Here is a 15,646-nt window from a genome sequence, read left to right as displayed (position 1 = left end):
CAGAGATCTGGGAGCGTGCGAGATCGACACCTTGACTCAGACGCTGGCCGTCCGGCTCCGGGGAATCGGCAAGAGTTTTCCCGGTGTGGTGGCCAACCACGACGTCGACATCGACGTGCGGACCGGCACCGTGCACGCCCTGGTGGGGGAGAACGGGGCCGGCAAGTCGACCTTGATGAAGATCCTGTACGGCGTGCAGAAACCCGACGACGGCACGATCGAGATCAACGGCGACGAGGTGGTGCTGCACTCGCCGGCGGACGCGATCAAGCAGGGCGTCGGCATGGTCTTCCAGCACTTCATGCTGGCCGACAACCTGACCGTCCTGGAGAACGTCGTCCTCGGCGCCGAGAAGCTGTACGGCATCGGCGACAAGGCCCGCGCCAAGATCAAGGAGCTGTCCGGCGCCTACGGGTTCGGCCTGTCGCCCGACGACCTGGTCGAGGACCTCGGTGTGGGCCAGCGGCAACGAATCGAGATCCTCAAGGTCCTGTACCGCGGCGCGAAGATCATCATCCTGGACGAGCCGACCGCCGTCCTGGTGCCGCAGGAGGTCGATGCGCTGTTCGGCAACCTGCGCGAGCTCAAGGCCGAGGGCTACACGCTGCTGTTCATCTCGCACAAGCTCGACGAGGTACTCGCGGTCGCCGACGACGTCACCGTGATGCGGCGGGGCACGACCGTCGCGTCGGTGCACCCGAAGGACGTCACCGCGCGCCAGTTGGCCGAGCTGATGGTCGGCTCGGAGCTGCCCTCACCCAGCACCGAGGAGTCGACCGTCACCCAGGACGTCCAGCTCACGATCGAGAACGTGACGCTGGCCGGGGCCGGCGAGCGGAACCTGCTGGACGACGTGTCACTGGAGATCCACCGCGGCGAGGTGCTCGGCATCGCCGGTGTCGAGGGCAACGGCCAGACCGAGCTGGTCGAGCTGGTGATGGGTATGCGGCCGGCCACGTCCGGCCGGGTCCGGCTCGGCGAGAAGGACATCACGGAGTGGAGCACCGCGGAGCGGCGGAACGCCGGCATCGGCTACATCCCGGAGGACCGCCACCGGCACGGCCTGCTGCTGGACTTCCCGCTGTGGGAGAACCGCATCCTCGGTCACCAGGACCGGTCGCCGAGTGTGCGCGGACCGTGGATCAACAAGACCGGCGCCCGCAACGACAGCGAACGCATCGTCGAGAAGTTCGACGTCCGGACGCCGTCGATCGAGACCACCGCCCGGGCGCTGTCCGGCGGCAACCAGCAGAAGTTCATCGTCGGCCGCGAGATGAGCGGCGACCCGGTGCTGCTGATCGCGTCGCACCCCACCCGGGGCGTGGACGTCGGCGCCCAGGCCGCGATCTGGGACCACATCCGGGAGGCGCGCCGGCAAGGGCTCGCGGTGCTGCTGATCTCCGCCGATCTGGACGAGCTGATCGGGCTGTCGGACCAGATCCAGGTGATCCTGCGCGGCAAGCTGGTCGGCGAGTTCGACCCTGACACGGTCACCCCGGAGCAGCTCGGCTCCGCGATGACCGGTGCCGGAGAAGAGGAGTGATGGGCAAGTTCGACCTGCGCCGGTTCGGCCTTGCGCTCGCCGCGCCCGTGCTCGCCATCGCCGTCGCGCTGGTGATCACCTGCCTGATCCTGCTGGCGGCCGGCAGTTCCGTGTCCGGCTTCCTCAGCACGATCTTCTCGGCGCCGGCCGAGCGCAACATCATCAACATCCTGAACAACGCCTCGATCCTGTACCTGTCCGGCCTGGCGGCCGCGATCGGGTTCCGGATGAACCTGTTCAACATCGGCGTCGAGGGGCAGTACCAGGTGGCGGTGTTCACCGCCGCGGTGTTCGCCGCCCAGGGCTGGCTGCCGGGACCGCTGAACGTGCTGGTGGCCATCGTGCTGGCGATGGCGGTCGGCGCGCTGTGGGCGTCGATCGCCGGCCTGCTGAAGGTCACCCGCGGGGTCAGCGAGGTGATCTCGACGATCATGCTGAACGCGATCGCGATCTCGCTGACGGCGTACCTGCTCCGCCAGGTCGGCGTGCAGACCGGCAGCAACCTGGCCACCGAGGAGATCCCGCAGGACAGCTGGGTGGCCGGCATCCCCTTGTTGCCGGGGGCCCCGAACGAGTTGCTGGGCCTGTCCCTGCTGGCCGTCCTCGGCGGGATCGCCTACGCCGTCCTGCTGAACCGGACGAAGTTCGGCTTCAACCTGCGGGCCACCGGCACGTCGGCCAGTGCCGCCGTTGCCAGCGGCATCGACGTACGGCGGATGGTGGTCGTCTCGCTGATGCTCTCCGGGGCAGTGGCCGGCCTGATCGGGCTCCCGCTGCTCTTCGGCAGCTCGCACAGCTACGGCACCACGTTCCAGGCCGGGATCGGCTTCGCCGGCATCGCGGTCGCGCTGCTCGGCCGGAACAACCCGATCGGAATCGCGTTCGGCGCTCTGCTGTTCTCCTACCTGACCGAGCAGAGCAACCTGCTCGAGATCAAGGCGCAGGTCTCACCGGACATCGTGGCGATCACTCAGGGCGTCATCGTGTTGGCCGTCGTCATCGCCTACGAGGTGGTCCGCCGGTACCGCAACGCGCTGGAGCAACGGCAGGTGGCAGCGGAACTCAGTAGCTCGGCCCCGTCCGAGGTGACCCCGGAGGCGACCCGATGACGATGGCTCCCGAAGAGCTCCGGCCCGCCGGAGCCCCGTCCGAGGCCCTCGTGCCGCGGCGCCGGATCAGCATCTGGATCTGGCTGCTCATCGGCCTGGCGCTGGTCTCGGCGGTCCGGGTGCTGACCGGCGCGAACGAGGTCGACTCGGCCGGCACCATGCGCGAGGCGGTCAACGCCTCGGTCCCGATCGCCCTGGCCGCGCTGGCCGGTCTGTGGTCGGAGCGGGCCGGCGTGGTCAACATCGGTCTCGAGGGCATGATGATCCTCGGCACCATCGGCGCCGGGTACTTCGGCTACTGGTACGGCCCGTGGAGCGGCGTCGTCGGCGCGATGATCTTCGGCCTGCTCGGCGCCGCGCTGCACGCGCTGGCGACGGTGACCTTCGGCGTCGACCACATCGTGTCCGGTGTCGCGATCAACATCATCGCCATCGGTACGGCGGCCTTCCTGGCCGACACCTGGTTCTCCGGGCTGCAGGGTGGTGGCCCGACCCAGTCGCCACCGCTCGACGCCCCGCTGTCGATCACCATCCCCGGTGTTTCGGAGGCGATGATCGACCTGCAGAACAAGCACTGGTTCATCGTGTCCGATCTCGCCTCGCTGGTGGCCGCGGTGACCACCGAGCTGTCCACGCTGACGATCCTGGCGGCCCTGTTCATCGTCGGAAGCGCGCTGCTGCTGTGGCGCACGGGGTTCGGCCTGCGGCTGCGGTCCTGCGGCGAGAGCCCGGTGGCGGCCGAGACCCTGGGCGTCAACGTCTACCGGTACAAGTTCATCGCCGTCCTCACCTCGGGGGCGATCGCCGGAGCGGGCGGTGCGTTCATCGCGCTGGTCTCGTCCGGGATCTACCAGAACGGGCAGACCGGTGGGCGCGGCTACATCGGCCTGGCCGCGATGATCTTCGGCAACTGGCGTCCGGGTGGGCTGGTGATGGGCTCGGCGCTGTTCGGCTACACCGACGCGCTCCAGCTCCGGGCCGGTGGGGAGGCGGTGCACGCACTGCTGATCATCGTCGCGATCATCCTGCTCGGCGTCGCCGCTCTGCAGTTCCGCCGGGGGCAGAAGATCGCCGCGATCACCTCGCTGCTGATCGGGATCGGGTTCGCGATCTGGTTCTTCACGACCGACACCGTGCCGGCCGACTTCACCCGGATGACGCCGTACGTGACGACCCTGCTGGTCCTCGGGCTGGCGGCCCAGCGGCTCCGGATGCCGGCTGCCGACGGGCTCCGATATCGACGAGGTCAGGCAGGTTAGCGCCGTGCCGGACGAGTCCTCGACCGTCGACTGGCCGGCGCTCCGGTCGGCCGCGGTCGAGGCGATGGGGCGGGCCTACGCGCCGTACTCGCACTTCCCGGTCGGGGCCGCGGCGCTGGTCGACGACGGCCGGGTCGTGACCGGGTGCAACGTCGAGAACGCGTCGTACGGGCTGGGGCTGTGCGCCGAGTGCGGGCTGGTCTCGGAGCTGATGAACACCGGCGGCGGCCGCCTGGTCGCGTTCACCTGCGTGAACGGGCACGGCGACCTGCTGGCACCGTGCGGCCGGTGCCGTCAGCTGCTGCACGAGCACGGCGGTCCCGCACTGTTGCTCGAGACAACGAGCGGGATCCGGTCGCTGCGCGAGCTGCTGCCGGACGCGTTCGGGCCGGAGGCCCTGGAGGAGGACAAGTGAGCTTCGACGCTGTCGACGTGATCCGCGCCAAGCGGGACGCCGGTGAGCTGAGCGACGGCCAGATCGACTGGGTGATCGACGCCTACACCCGCGGGGACGTCGCCGACGAGCAGATGTCCGCGCTCGCGATGGCGATCCTGCTGAACGGGATGAACCGCCGCGAGATCGCCCGCTGGACCGCGGCGATGATCGCCTCCGGCGAGCGGATGGACTTCGCCCGGCTGTCCCGGCCGACCGCGGACAAGCACTCGACCGGCGGGGTCGGCGACAAGATCACGTTGCCGCTGGCGCCGGTGGTGGCGGCGTGCGGGGTCGCCGTACCGCAGCTGTCCGGGCGCGGCCTCGGCCACACCGGCGGCACGCTGGACAAGCTGGAGTCGATCCCGGGGTGGCGCGCCGCGCTGTCCAACGAGGAGCTGATGCGCCAGCTGGAGGACGTCGGCGCGGTCATTTGCGCGGCTGGTGACGGGCTGGCGCCGGCCGACAAGAAGCTCTACGCGCTGCGGGACGTGACCGGCACGGTGGAGGCGATCCCGCTGATCGCCAGCTCGATCATGAGCAAGAAGATCGCCGAGGGCACCGGCGCCCTGGTGCTGGACGTGAAGGTCGGCTCCGGCGCCTTCATGAAGGAGCTCGCGGACGCCCGCGAGCTGGCCGAGACGATGGTTGCGCTCGGCACCGATGCGGGCGTGAAGACCGTTGCCCTGCTCACCGACATGTCCGTGCCGCTCGGCCTGACCGCCGGGAACGCCCTCGAAGTCCGCGAGTCGGTCGAGGTGCTGGCCGGCGGCGGCCCGGCCGATGTCGTCGAGCTGACCGTCGCTTTGGCCACCGAGATGCTCGCGGCCGCCGGCGTCACGGACGTGGACCCGGCCGAGAAGCTCCGCGACGGTACGGCGATGGACGTCTGGCGCGCCATGATCACGGCCCAGGGCGGCGACCCGGCTGCGGAGCTCCCGGTCGCGCCCGAGCGGCACGTCGTACCGGCGCCGTCGTCGGGAGTCCTGTCGAAGCTCGATGCGTTGGCCGTCGGCGTCGCCGCCTGGCGCCTAGGCGCGGGCCGGGCCCGCAAGGAGGACCCGGTGTCCGCCGTCGCGGGCGTCGAGCTCCACGCCAAACCCGGCGACCAGGTCACCGAAGGCCAACCCGTCCTAACCCTCCACACCGACGACCCAACCCGCTTCGACCGCGCCCTCGAGTCCCTGAACGACGCGGTCGCTATCTCCACGTCGTACCACCCGAACCCCCTGATCATCGACCGCATCACCGCTGAGTGAACCGCGGCCGCGGGTGACTTGTTCAGCTGGATTTGGCGGTCAGGCGGGACTTCTGCTGGGCCGCCAAGGTGGTGAGCAGGGCGGTGTCCGGGCGGGGGTTGGTGCCCAGGGCACCGGTCTGACGGACGGTGAGCTCGGCGACCAGGGCGCCGACCACAATGCTGACCTGAGCGACCGCCTCGGACTGACCGGTGCCGCCGTCGTAGTCGACCCGGGCGTCACTCAGAGCGTTCGGTACGCCGAAGGCGCGCTCGTGCGTGTCCTGGCTCCAGAAACCCTGCTGCAGCGTCTTCGCCTTCGCCGCCGACGCGGCCCGGAACAGCTGCACCGTGTACTGCTTCTTCTTGTCCGGGCTGATCAGGCTCGCGCGATACCCCTCGACGAAGCCCGCGTTCAGCAGCAGCGCCCGGTCCAGCGCCGGGTCGGCCGACCAGTTCTCCAGGAATGCGGTCGCGGTGAACGCACCGGTGGCGCTGCGCGGATCGGCGACGTACCCACGGGGCAGCACGGCCAGGCCGGCCAGCGTGGTCTTCGCGGCCTTGTCCCGCACCGCTGCCGGGGCTTTGGTTGCCGAGGGCGTCTGTAGCGTGCCGACCGAGGCTCCGGCGTCGTTCCCGCAGCCGGTCACCCCGAGCAAGAGCGCGGTCACTACAGCGGCAACGCCTGGCGCAGTCCGCTTCACGTTCTTCTCCGTCCGACTTCTCGCCCCGAGATCATCAGAAGGTCTCCGGGCCAGATGCCATCAGACCAAGGTGAACCCCGGGCGAACAGACGGCGAATCAGCGGGAGCGCGCCTCCGTGAGAAGCGCCTCGATCCGGCGCCGGGCCGCCTTCGGGTGCAGGGGTTCACAGCCCGCGTCCAGGCAGCGGCGGACCACCTGCGGGTCGTCGCGGAGCAGCAGCAGACCGCGGCGCAGCAGCGTGAGCGGCGGCTTGCGGTGTTCCCGCAGGTCGCGCTGGAACCGCCGGACGAAGGTGACGAGCCGGTGGTGCCGGACGCAGATCGCGGCGGCGAGCAACCCGCGGTCGCGGAGGGCGCCGACGACCTGGTCGGCGAAGATGCCCTCGGCAATGATCAGCGGCGATCCCGCGGTGGACACCGGTCGGTGTCCGACCGTGCCGTCGGCGGCGATGTCGTAGATCGGGAGGTCGGCGACGCCCGTCGTACACAGCGTCTCCAGCGCCGCGACCGCCCGCTCGCCGTCCCACGACCGCGGGTCGTCCCAGTCCACAATCCCGAGCGGTGAGCGCGGCATCGCCTCGTCGTCGCCGTCGCGGTAGAAGTCGTCCAGGCGAACCACAGGCAGCCCGACCAACTCGGCCAGATGCGACTTCCCCGTCCCCGAAGGCCCCGCCAGCAACACCACACGCGCACTCACCGGCCCATTCTGGGCCACTTGCCGCAGTAACGGCGAACCCGCACCCGGCGATAGGTTCACCAGACAACCGTGAGGAGCCGAGCGTGCCGAAGCTGAAACTGGGGGCGGTGGTCTACGGGCTCGCCGCGATCGGCCTGGGCGTGTCGGCTGTCGCCGTCCACCGGGGCTGGGGTACGTACTCCGGCGCGCACGGGTGGCCCGTCGGGGCGACCGTGGCGGTGGATGCGCTGGCTGCTCTCGTGTTGGCGATCGGCGCCCTGACGCGGCGCGGGCTGATCGCGGACGACGGGCCATGGATCCTCCGGCGCGGCTGGCTGGTGCTGGTGGGGCTGACCGGCGCCGGCGCCCTCGTGGCGTTCCTGAGCAATCAGGACATCTCGCCGTGGCCGATCGGCCCGGCGCCCTTCCTGCCGCACTTCGTTCGCAGGATGCAGGAGAGGTACTACGCCGGGGTGGCTGAGGCTGAGGTGGAGCTCAGAGCAGGGCGTGATGGAGGGCGGGCGCCTGGGTCTTGAACCAGTGGTTGGTGCGGTCGGTGAGGGCGGCTTCGCCGGTGGTCCAGCGTTGGTGGAACCACGGGTGGCCGGTTTCGGCGCCGCGGCGGACGTAGTCCATGCACCAGACGTGGTTGCGGGCGGTCGCGTCGACCAGCCGCCGGCGGTCCGCCTCGTCGAGGCCGTAGGCGTCGGCGAACCGGCGGAGCCGGGCCAGCGTGCGGCCGCGACGCGGGTCGGCGATGTCCGCCTCCGGGCGCAGCGGAGCCCACAGCCGTACGGCGGTGGCCACGTCCCACAGCGCCGAGCCGGGCCCGGCCAGGTCGAAGTCGATCAGGGCAACCGCCATTCCGTCCCGGAACACCACGTTGTCCAGGTTCGGATCGTTGTGGCTGACGAGATCCCCGACGTACTCCGTCGGCACCGGCTCGGCCCAGTCCAGCCCGGACGGGTCGAAGCCCGCGACCGCCTGGTGGTACTCGCGGAGCAGTCCGGCCACACTGTCGAGCGCCGCATCGGTCATCGACCAGGCCGGGTACGGCTTGGTCACCGTCTCGCCCGGCAGGTACGACAGCACCTCACGCTGCTGGGAGTCCACCCCCAGGAAGGTCGGCGCACCGGTGAAACCCACGCTCTCCAGGTGCTCGAGCAGCGCGTGCGTGGCGGTGCTGCTCGCGCGCAGGGGCCGCCGTACGGTGTCGCCGACGCGCACCACGAGCCCACGGTTGGCGGTACCGCCGAGCAGCAGTGTCTCGACCTCGGACATCGGGCGTCAGTGTGTCTCGTCCAGCAATGCCTTCGCCAGGGGTGAGTGGGTAACGATCCCGTTCACCAGGCCGCTGCGGATCGCGGCCCGGACGGCGTCGACCTTCGCCAGGCCGTAGGGGATCGCGATCACCTCGTCGATGGCGTCCATCTGCCCGGCGTTGATCGCGACCACCCGGTCGGTCACCCGGCTGTGCACCGGCTGCCCGTCCGCGTCCACGAAGACCCCGGAGATGTCCGCGACCACGCCACGTTTCAGCAGCTGGTCACAGGCCTTCTCGTCCATCGCGTCGTACAGGGTCGACTGGCCGGCCGCCCAGGAGCCGAGCCCGACGACGGCCTTCGTCACCGAGTCGAAGTGGCTGATCGCCTCGGCCACCTCCGGCTGCTGCCGCAACGCCCGCGCCGTGGCGGCGTCCGGCACGACGAGCGGGGCGTAGAAGAGGTACGCCGGTCCGCCCGACAGCCGAGCCGTGTGCCGGACGAGCTCCACCGAGTTCGCCTCGACGTCGGGCCGGGTGAGCGCACCGGTGAGCTGTACGACGGGGACGCGTGCGAGCGTCGTGAGTTGTTCAGTCATCGCGGTGACCGCGCGGGCCCAGGCGAGGCCCAGGACGTCCTCGGCGGTGACGATCTCGGTCAGCAGGTCGGCGGCGGCCTTGCCGAGCTGGAGCCGGAGCGCGGCCGGGTCCTCCTCGGGCGTGTCGACCACGATCGCGCGACGGAGGCCGAGGGTCTCCTGCAGCCGGGCGGACAGGTCGATGTCGATCGCGCCCGGGTGGTTGATCTCGATTCGCACCAGGCCGCTGTTGCGCGCCTGGTCCAGCAGCCGGGCCACCTTGAACCGGCTCAGCCGGAACTCGTCGGCGATCTCCACCTTCGACCGCCCGTCGAGGTAGTACCGGCGCGCGATCGACGCCGTCAGCACCAGCTGTGCCGGGCCGAACGTGCTCGACTCCATGAAGCCTCCCCACCTAGCGCTCCGCTCATATGAGCAGCCCTGCGCCCTAGTGTTGCACAGACCCTTGACAGGTCAAGGCCCTTCCCGGTTCACTTCTGGAGTGAGCAGACCCCTGCTCAAATGAGCGAACCCCTTTTGACAGCGAAGGAGCGGCTCGTGCTGGGACAGCGGAAACGCCTCGGGGCGGTCGCGGTCGCATTCCTGGTGAGTGCGGTCAGCGGCTGTGCCGGGTGGGGCGGCGGTGCGGGCGGCGGCGGCGCCGACAGCATCAACGTGCTGATGGTGAACAACCCGCAGATGGTCGACCTGCAGAAGCTGACCGCCGACCACTTCACCAAGGAGACCGGGATCAAGGTCAACTTCACCGTGCTGCCGGAGAACGACGTCCGGGACAAGATCAGCCAGGAGTTCTCCAGCCAGGCTGGCCAGTACGACGTGGCCTCGCTGAGCAACTTCGAGATCCCGATCTACGCGACCAGCAAGTGGATCGCGCCGCTCTCGGACTACATCGCCAAGGACCCGTCGTTCGACCAGGACGACGTGCTGAAGCCGATGACCGAGTCGCTGTCCGGTGAGGACGGCAAGCTCTACGGTGAGCCGTTCTACGGCGAGTCGTCGTTCCTGATGTACCGCAAGGACGTCCTGGCCGCGAAGGGCCTGACGATGCCGGCCAAGCCGACCTGGCAGCAGGTCGCCGATATCGCCGCGCAGGTGGACAACGCACAACCCGGTATGCGTGGCATCTGCCTGCGCGGCCAGCCCGGCTGGGGCCAGCTGTTCGCGCCGCTGACCACCGTGGTGAACACCTTCGGCGGCACCTGGTTCACCGAGGACTGGCAGGCCAAGGTGGACGCGCCCGAGTTCAAGGAGGCCACCAACTTCTACGTCGACCTGGTCCGCGCGCACGGCGAGCTCGGCGCACCGCAGGCCGGCTTCACCGAGTGCCTGAACAACACCATCCAGAGCAACGTCGCGATGTGGTACGACGCCACCTCCGCAGCCGGATCGCTGGAGGCGCCGAACTCCCCGGTGAAGGGCAAGATGGGCTACGCGCCGGCGCCGGTGAACAAGACTGACAGCTCCGGCTGGCTGTACGCGTGGGCCTGGGGCATCCAGGAGGCCAGCACGAAGAAGGACAACGCCTGGAAGTTCATCTCCTGGGCGTCCGGCAAGGACTACGAGCAGCTCGTCGGCGAGCAGCTCGGCTGGTCCCGCGTCCCGGCCGGCAAGCGCGCGTCGACGTACGAGAACGCGCAGTACCTGAAGGAGGCCGGCGCGTTCGCGGAGCCGACCCGGCAGGCGATCGAGACCGCCGACCCGCGCAACCCGGGCACCCAGCCGCGGCCGGCGATCGGGATCCAGTTCGTCGACATCCCGGAGTTCCCGGACCTCGGCACCCAGGTCAGCCAGGACGTGAGCTCGGCGATCGCCGGGCGGATGAGTGTGGACGATGCGCTGAAACGCGGGCAGGAGCTCGCCGACGACGTCGCGGAGCGCTATCGCTCCCGCGAAGCGAAGTGAGGGGAGCGGTCGCATGAACGAGCGAAGCGAGTTCATCATCAAGCGCAGTGCGCCACGTGTCTCATCGGCGCCCGGAGCGAAGCGAGGACGTCGATGAGCATCGACACCAAGACTCGGCCCGGTCGTAACGCCGCGCCGCCGCCCGGCTCGGAAGGCACGATGATGCGCAAGGCCGGCGACTGGGCCCGCCGGGCGCCGCTGATGCCGGCGCTGGTGTTCATGATCATCGTGACCCAGCTGCCGTTCGTGGTCACGATCATCGTGTCCTTCATGGACTGGAACGCCTACTACCCCGACGAGCGCGGGTTTGCCGGGGTGGACAACTTCCGCCGGGTGCTGACCGACGCGAACACCCGGAGCGCGATCTGGGTGACGATCGTGCTGACCGCGGGCGTCGTCCTCATCAGCCTGGTCCTCGGGCTGGCGATCGCGTTGCTGCTGGACCGGAAGTTCCGCGGTCGCGGTGCGGTCCGGACGATGATGATCACGCCGTTCCTCGTCGTACCGGTGGCGGCCGCGCTGCTGTGGAAGCACGCGCTGTACAACCCGACGTACGGTCTCTTCAACGGGGTGCTGAAGTGGTTGTTCGGTGACAACGCGCCGCAGCCGGACTGGATCAGCAACCAGCCGTTGTGGTCGATCATCTTCGCGCTGGTCTGGCAATGGACGCCGTTCATGATGCTGATCCTGCTGGCCGGGCTGCAGAGCCGGCCGCTGGACGTGATCGAGGCGGCCGGCATCGACGGCGCGAACCAGTGGGAGATCTTCCGCTACATGACGCTGCCGCACCTGCGCCAGTACCTCGAGCTGTCCGCACTGCTCGGCTCGATCTACGTCGTACAGAACTTCGACGCCGTCTTCACGATCACCTCCGGCGGCCTCGGTACGGCGAACCTGCCGTACACGATCTACCAGACCTTCTACACCGCACACGACTACGGCCGGGCCTCCGCGGCCGGCGTGATCGTGGTGATCGGCACCATCGTGATCGCGACGCTCGCGCTGCGGTCGGTGTCCACGCTGTTCCGAGAGGAGACCGGACGATGAATGAGCGAAGCGAATTCATAATCCAGCACAGCGCGCTTGGTGCCTCATCGGCGCCCGGAGCGAAGCGAGGACGTCGATGAGTTCCCAGGTGCAGATGGTGACCGGCAGGAAGCGTCGTGGTGGTGGGTGGGCGCTGACCGGGCTGGCCTGGATCGTCGGGCTTCTGTTCGTGCTGCCGGTGCTGTGGATGCTGCTGACCTCGTTCCACTCCGAGGAGGACGCGGCGAAGAACCCGCCGGACGTCGCGGCGCCGCTGACGCTGGACGGCTACCGGTCGTTCTTCGACACCGGGCCCTGGCCGTCGCTGCTCAACTCGCTGACCGCGAGCATCCTGTCCACGGTGCTGGTGATCCTGCTCGCGTTCCCGGCGGCGTACGCGCTGTCGATCCGCCCGGTGCGGAAGTGGACCGACGTGCTGTTCTTCTTCCTGTCCACGAAGATGCTGCCGGTGGTGGCCGGCCTGCTGCCGATCTACCTGTTCGCCCAGTCGGTCGGGTTCCTGGACAACATCTGGCTGCTGATCATCCTCTACACCTCGATGAACCTGCCGATCGCGGTCTGGATGCTGCGCAGCTTCCTGTCCGAGGTGCCGGTGGAGATCCTCGAGGCCGCGTCGGTCGACGGCGCCAACCTGACCCGGACGTTGCGGTCGGTGGTGGCGCCGGTGGTGACGCCGGGGATCGCGTCGGCGGCGCTGATCTGCTTCATCTTCAGCTGGAACGAGCTGCTGTTCGCCCGGGTGCTGACCGGCACGGTGGCGCAGACGGCTCCGGTGTTCTTGACTGGGTTCGTGACCAGCCAAGGATTGTTCCTCGCCAAAGTCTGTGCCGCGTCCATCGTGGTGTCGCTGCCGGTGCTGATCGCCGGGTTCGCCGCCCAGGACAAGCTCGTCCAGGGCCTGTCGCTGGGGGCGGTCAAGTGAAGTTGTCCGCCGCTGCTGTTGATGCCCTGGGCAATGACGTCGGCGTGCCGTCGTACGAGCGTACGGCGGTGACGCCGGGGATCGTGCACTTCGGCGTCGGTGGGTTCCATCGTGCGCATCAGGCGATGTATCTCGATCGGCTGATGAGTGAGGGGAAGGCGCTCGACTGGGGGATCCTCGGGGTCGGGGTGCTTCCGAACGATCACCGGATGGCCGAGGTGATGTCGGCTCAGGACTGCTTGTACACGTTGGTGATCAAGCACCCGGACGGGACGCTCGAGCCCCGGGTGATCGGGTCGATCGTCGACTACCTTTTCGCGCCGGACGACCCCTCCGCCGTCGTGGATCGGATGGTCGACCCGACCACCCGGATCGTCTCGCTGACGATCACCGAGGGCGGGTACCACGTCAACCAGGTGACGGGTGAGCTGGACACGTCCGACCCGGCGCTCGCCGCCGACCTGGAGCCGGGGGCGACCCCGCGGAGCGCGTTCGGGTTCATCGTCGAGGCGCTGGCCCGGCGGCGGGCGGCCGGTGTGCCGCCGTTCACGGTGATGTCCTGCGACAACATCCCGGGCAACGGACACGTCGCGCGCAAGATGCTGGCGTCGTTCGCCCGGCTCAAGGACCCGGACATCGCCGAGTTCCTGGAGACCGAGGTGCGGTTCCCGAACTGCATGGTGGACCGGATCACGCCGGTCACCGCGGACGCCGACCGGGAGGCGCTGGCGGAGCGGTTCGGGGTCGAGGACGGCTGGCCGGTGGTGTGCGAGCCGTTCACGCAGTGGGTGCTCGAGGACGACTTCGGTGGCGACCGGCCGCCGTACGAGGATGTCGGCGTCCAGATCGTCGGCGACGTCGAGCCGTACGAGCTGATGAAGCTGCGGCTGCTGAACGCGAGCCACCAGGCGCTCTGCTACCTCGGGTACCTGGCCGGTTACCGGTACGCGCACGAGGTGTGCCAGGACAAGCTGTTCGTCGACTTCCTGCTCGGCTACATGGACGCCGAGGGGACGCCGACCCTGCCGCCGGTGCCCGGGGTCGACCTCGACCGCTACAAGCACCAGCTGATCGAGCGGTTCGCGAACCCGGAGGTGCGGGACACGCTGGCGCGGCTGTGTGCGGAGAGTTCCGACCGGATCCCGAAGTGGTTGCTGCCGGTGGTGCGCGAGCAGCTGGCGGCCGGGCGGGAGATCGGCCGGTCGGTCCTGGTGGTCGCCTCCTGGGCCCGGTACGCCGAGGCCGTCGACGAGCAGGGGCAGCCGATCGAGGTGGTCGACCGGCTGCGCGACAAGCTCGTGGAGCGGGCGCAGCACAACCGCGAGGACCCACTGGTCTTCATCTCCGACCCGGACCTCTTCGGCGACCTCGCCGCCAACGAGCAGTTCGTCACGCAGTACAAGGCCGCTCTGCAGTCGCTCCACGAGATCGGCGCCCGCAGCACACTCGAAGCGCTCTAGTCTGGGGCCCATGACTGAGCAGAGGCTGGTTGCCGGGGTGGACTGTTCCACGCAGGCGACCAAGGTGGTCGTGTGCAACGCCGAGACCGGTGAGGTACTGCGGGAGGGTCGCGCACCGCATCCGGACGGGACGCAGGTGGACCCGGCCGCGTGGTGGAAGGCGTGGGAGATCGCGTCCGACGGGCTGCTCGACGGGGTCGAGGCGATCTCGATCGGCGGGCAGCAGCACGGGATGGTCCTGCTCGACGAGGCCGGTGAGGTGGTGCACCCCGCCGTACTGTGGAATGACACGTCCTCCGCTGATGCGACGGCTGAGCTGGTGTCCGAGCTCGGTGGGCCTGGTGCGTGGGCTGACGCGGTGGGGTCGGTGCCGGTGCCTTCGTTCACCGTGACCAAGCTGCGCTGGATCCGGGACGCGGATGCGAGCGCACCGGCTGACGCGGCGCGGCGGGCGGCCGCCGAGCGTGCCGCGGCCGTCGTCCTGCCGCACGACTGGATGATGCATCGCCTGGCGGCCGACCGGCAGGGCATCTCCGGTATCACGACGGACCGCGGCGACGCGTCCGGTACCGGGTGGTGGTCGCCGGCGACGAACACCTACCGCCCGGACCTGGTCGAGCTGGCCTTCGGGCGGTCGCTCGAGCTGCCGCGGGTCGCCGGACCGGCCGAGATCGTCGGCCGGACCGCGTCGGGTGCTGCGCTGGCCGCGGGCACCGGTGACAACATGGCGGCCGCGCTCGGGCTGGACCTGCAGCCGGGCGATGTCGCCGTCTCGCTGGGCACGAGCGGTACGGCGTTTGCCCGGTCGGCTGACCCGACTGCGGACGCGAGCGGTCTGGTCGCCGGGTTCGCTGACGCCACCGGGGGCTATCTGCCGCTGGTCTGCACGCTGAACGCCGCCCGCGTCCTGTCGGCGACTGCTGAGCTGCTCGGCATGGACCTCGAGACGTTCAACGACGCCGCGCTCACGTCATCGGGCACCGACGGGCTCGTCCTGCTGCCGTACTTGGACGGCGAGCGTACGCCGGACCTGCCGCACTCGACCGGCCTGATCTACGGCCTCACCCGCGCCACCGCCAAGCCCGCCACGATGGCCCGCGCCGCGGTCGAGGGCCTGCTCTGCGGTCTCGCCGACGCGGTCGACGCCCTCCGCGCCCAGGGCCTCCCGGTCCGCCGCATCCTCCTGCTAGGCGGCGCCGCCCGCTCCCGCGCCGTCCAGGCCCTGGCCCCCGCCCTCCTGGGCGCCGAGGTCATCCTCCCCGAACCAGCCGAGTACGTCGCCCTGGGCGCCGCCCGCCAAGCCGCCTGGGCCCTCACCGGCACCGACACCCCACCCACCTGGCAAGTCCCCTCCGGCAAACCCGAGCCGTCCGTCATGACCGACGCCGAGGCCGCGAGAGTCCGCTCCCTCTACACCCAAACCCTCACCAACACTCGCCCCCTCCTCTCCACCCCGTACAACCGCTAGGAGCCGGACGTCTCACGTGCACGTCG

At 69.7% G+C, this 15,646-nt stretch carries 15 protein-coding genes; 11 read left to right on the top strand and 4 right to left on the bottom strand.

The genetic code is table 11. The features are described from left to right. The first annotated feature begins 31 nt into the window (after window positions 1-31). From AB0H36_RS36870 to AB0H36_RS36850, 5 genes are read left to right on the top strand one after another with little or no spacing between them, the layout of a single operon-like run. Window positions 32-1,543, top strand: a complete 1,512-nt coding sequence (locus AB0H36_RS36870) for an ABC transporter ATP-binding protein (RefSeq protein WP_360534623.1) — start codon at window positions 32-34, stop codon at window positions 1,541-1,543. Continuing rightward, a complete protein-coding gene (locus AB0H36_RS36865) occupies window positions 1,543-2,652 on the top strand; it encodes an ABC transporter permease (protein WP_360534621.1) in 1,110 nt (369 codons plus the stop codon). The genes AB0H36_RS36870 and AB0H36_RS36865 overlap by 1 nt, the downstream gene beginning before the upstream one ends. After that, window positions 2,649-3,911, top strand: a complete 1,263-nt coding sequence (locus AB0H36_RS36860; protein WP_360534619.1) for an ABC transporter permease — start codon at window positions 2,649-2,651, stop codon at window positions 3,909-3,911. Before AB0H36_RS36865 ends, AB0H36_RS36860 begins: the two co-directional genes overlap by 4 nt. Window positions 3,912-3,915: 4 nt before the next feature. Further along, a complete protein-coding gene (locus tag AB0H36_RS36855; protein ID WP_360534617.1) occupies window positions 3,916-4,326 on the top strand; it encodes a cytidine deaminase in 411 nt (136 codons plus the stop codon). After that, the gene (locus AB0H36_RS36850) at window positions 4,323-5,603 is read left to right on the top strand and encodes a thymidine phosphorylase (RefSeq protein WP_360534615.1); all 1,281 of its coding nucleotides are present in this window, start codon (window positions 4,323-4,325) and stop codon (window positions 5,601-5,603) included. Before AB0H36_RS36855 ends, AB0H36_RS36850 begins: the two co-directional genes overlap by 4 nt. 22 nt (window positions 5,604-5,625) lie before the next feature. Here the strand turns inward: AB0H36_RS36850 and AB0H36_RS36845 are convergent, their stop codons facing one another. Next, window positions 5,626-6,285, bottom strand: a complete 660-nt coding sequence (locus tag AB0H36_RS36845) for a hypothetical protein (RefSeq protein WP_360534613.1) — start codon at window positions 6,283-6,285, stop codon at window positions 5,626-5,628. 97 nt (window positions 6,286-6,382) lie between these two features. After that, window positions 6,383-6,982 carry an ATP-binding protein gene (locus AB0H36_RS36840; RefSeq protein WP_360534611.1) on the bottom strand — a complete coding sequence of 200 codons (600 nt, stop codon included), beginning with the start codon at window positions 6,980-6,982 and terminating at the stop codon, window positions 6,383-6,385. Between the two features lie 83 nt (window positions 6,983-7,065). Here AB0H36_RS36840 and AB0H36_RS36835 point away from each other — a divergent pair, with 83 nt between their 5' ends. Further along, on the top strand, window positions 7,066-7,497 hold the full coding sequence (locus tag AB0H36_RS36835; RefSeq protein WP_360534609.1) for a hypothetical protein: 432 nt from the start codon (window positions 7,066-7,068) through the stop codon (window positions 7,495-7,497). On the opposite strand, the gene AB0H36_RS36830 is transcribed toward AB0H36_RS36835, so the two are convergent. After that, window positions 7,457-8,242, bottom strand: a complete 786-nt coding sequence (locus tag AB0H36_RS36830; protein ID WP_360534607.1) for a phosphotransferase — start codon at window positions 8,240-8,242, stop codon at window positions 7,457-7,459. The genes AB0H36_RS36835 and AB0H36_RS36830 overlap by 41 nt on opposite strands. 6 nt (window positions 8,243-8,248) lie before the next feature. Continuing rightward, window positions 8,249-9,202, bottom strand: a complete 954-nt coding sequence (locus AB0H36_RS36825; protein ID WP_360534605.1) for a sugar-binding domain-containing protein — start codon at window positions 9,200-9,202, stop codon at window positions 8,249-8,251. Window positions 9,203-9,358: 156 nt separating this feature from the next. On the opposite strand from AB0H36_RS36825, the gene AB0H36_RS36820 reads away from it, so the two are divergent. From AB0H36_RS36820 to AB0H36_RS36800, 5 genes are all read left to right on the top strand, one after another. After that, a complete protein-coding gene (locus AB0H36_RS36820) occupies window positions 9,359-10,723 on the top strand; it encodes a sugar ABC transporter substrate-binding protein (protein WP_360534603.1) in 1,365 nt (454 codons plus the stop codon). Between the two features lie 93 nt (window positions 10,724-10,816). Continuing rightward, window positions 10,817-11,770: a sugar ABC transporter permease gene (locus tag AB0H36_RS36815; protein WP_360534601.1), complete on the top strand. Its 954-nt coding sequence runs from the start codon at window positions 10,817-10,819 to the stop codon at window positions 11,768-11,770. A 76-nt stretch (window positions 11,771-11,846) separates the two neighbouring features. Beyond that, window positions 11,847-12,692 (top strand): carbohydrate ABC transporter permease, encoded by an 846-nt coding sequence (locus AB0H36_RS36810; protein WP_360534599.1) that lies wholly within the window; start codon window positions 11,847-11,849, stop codon window positions 12,690-12,692. Further along, window positions 12,689-14,152, top strand: a complete 1,464-nt coding sequence (locus AB0H36_RS36805) for a mannitol dehydrogenase family protein (RefSeq protein ID WP_360534597.1) — start codon at window positions 12,689-12,691, stop codon at window positions 14,150-14,152. Before AB0H36_RS36810 ends, AB0H36_RS36805 begins: the two co-directional genes overlap by 4 nt. A gap of 10 nt (window positions 14,153-14,162) precedes the next feature. Beyond that, on the top strand, window positions 14,163-15,620 hold the full coding sequence (locus AB0H36_RS36800; RefSeq protein ID WP_360534595.1) for an FGGY family carbohydrate kinase: 1,458 nt from the start codon (window positions 14,163-14,165) through the stop codon (window positions 15,618-15,620). Window positions 15,621-15,646: the final 26 nt, after the last annotated feature.

It is taken from the genome of Kribbella sp. NPDC050820, assembly GCF_040653975.1.
Lineage (GTDB): Bacteria > Actinomycetota > Actinomycetes > Propionibacteriales > Kribbellaceae > Kribbella.
The sequence above is the reverse complement of the archived record's forward strand: the minus strand, read 5'-3'. Positions and strand labels throughout refer to the sequence as shown.

Bases quoted from the DNA above. Each gene is read 5' to 3' on its own strand.
- AB0H36_RS36810 (WP_360534599.1), top strand. From the start codon at position 11,847: ATGAGTTCCCAGGTGCAGATGGTGACCGGCAGGAAGCGTCGTGGTGGT.
- AB0H36_RS36865 (WP_360534621.1), top strand. From the start codon at position 1,543: ATGGGCAAGTTCGACCTGCGCCGGTTCGGCCTTGCGCTCGCCGCGCCC.
- AB0H36_RS36800 (WP_360534595.1), top strand. From the start codon at position 14,163: ATGACTGAGCAGAGGCTGGTTGCCGGGGTGGACTGTTCCACGCAGGCG.
- AB0H36_RS36860 (WP_360534619.1), top strand. From the start codon at position 2,649: ATGACGATGGCTCCCGAAGAGCTCCGGCCCGCCGGAGCCCCGTCCGAG.
- AB0H36_RS36830 (WP_360534607.1), bottom strand. From the start codon at position 8,242: ATGTCCGAGGTCGAGACACTGCTGCTCGGCGGTACCGCCAACCGTGGG.
- AB0H36_RS36815 (WP_360534601.1), top strand. From the start codon at position 10,817: ATGAGCATCGACACCAAGACTCGGCCCGGTCGTAACGCCGCGCCGCCG.
- AB0H36_RS36825 (WP_360534605.1), bottom strand. From the start codon at position 9,202: ATGGAGTCGAGCACGTTCGGCCCGGCACAGCTGGTGCTGACGGCGTCG.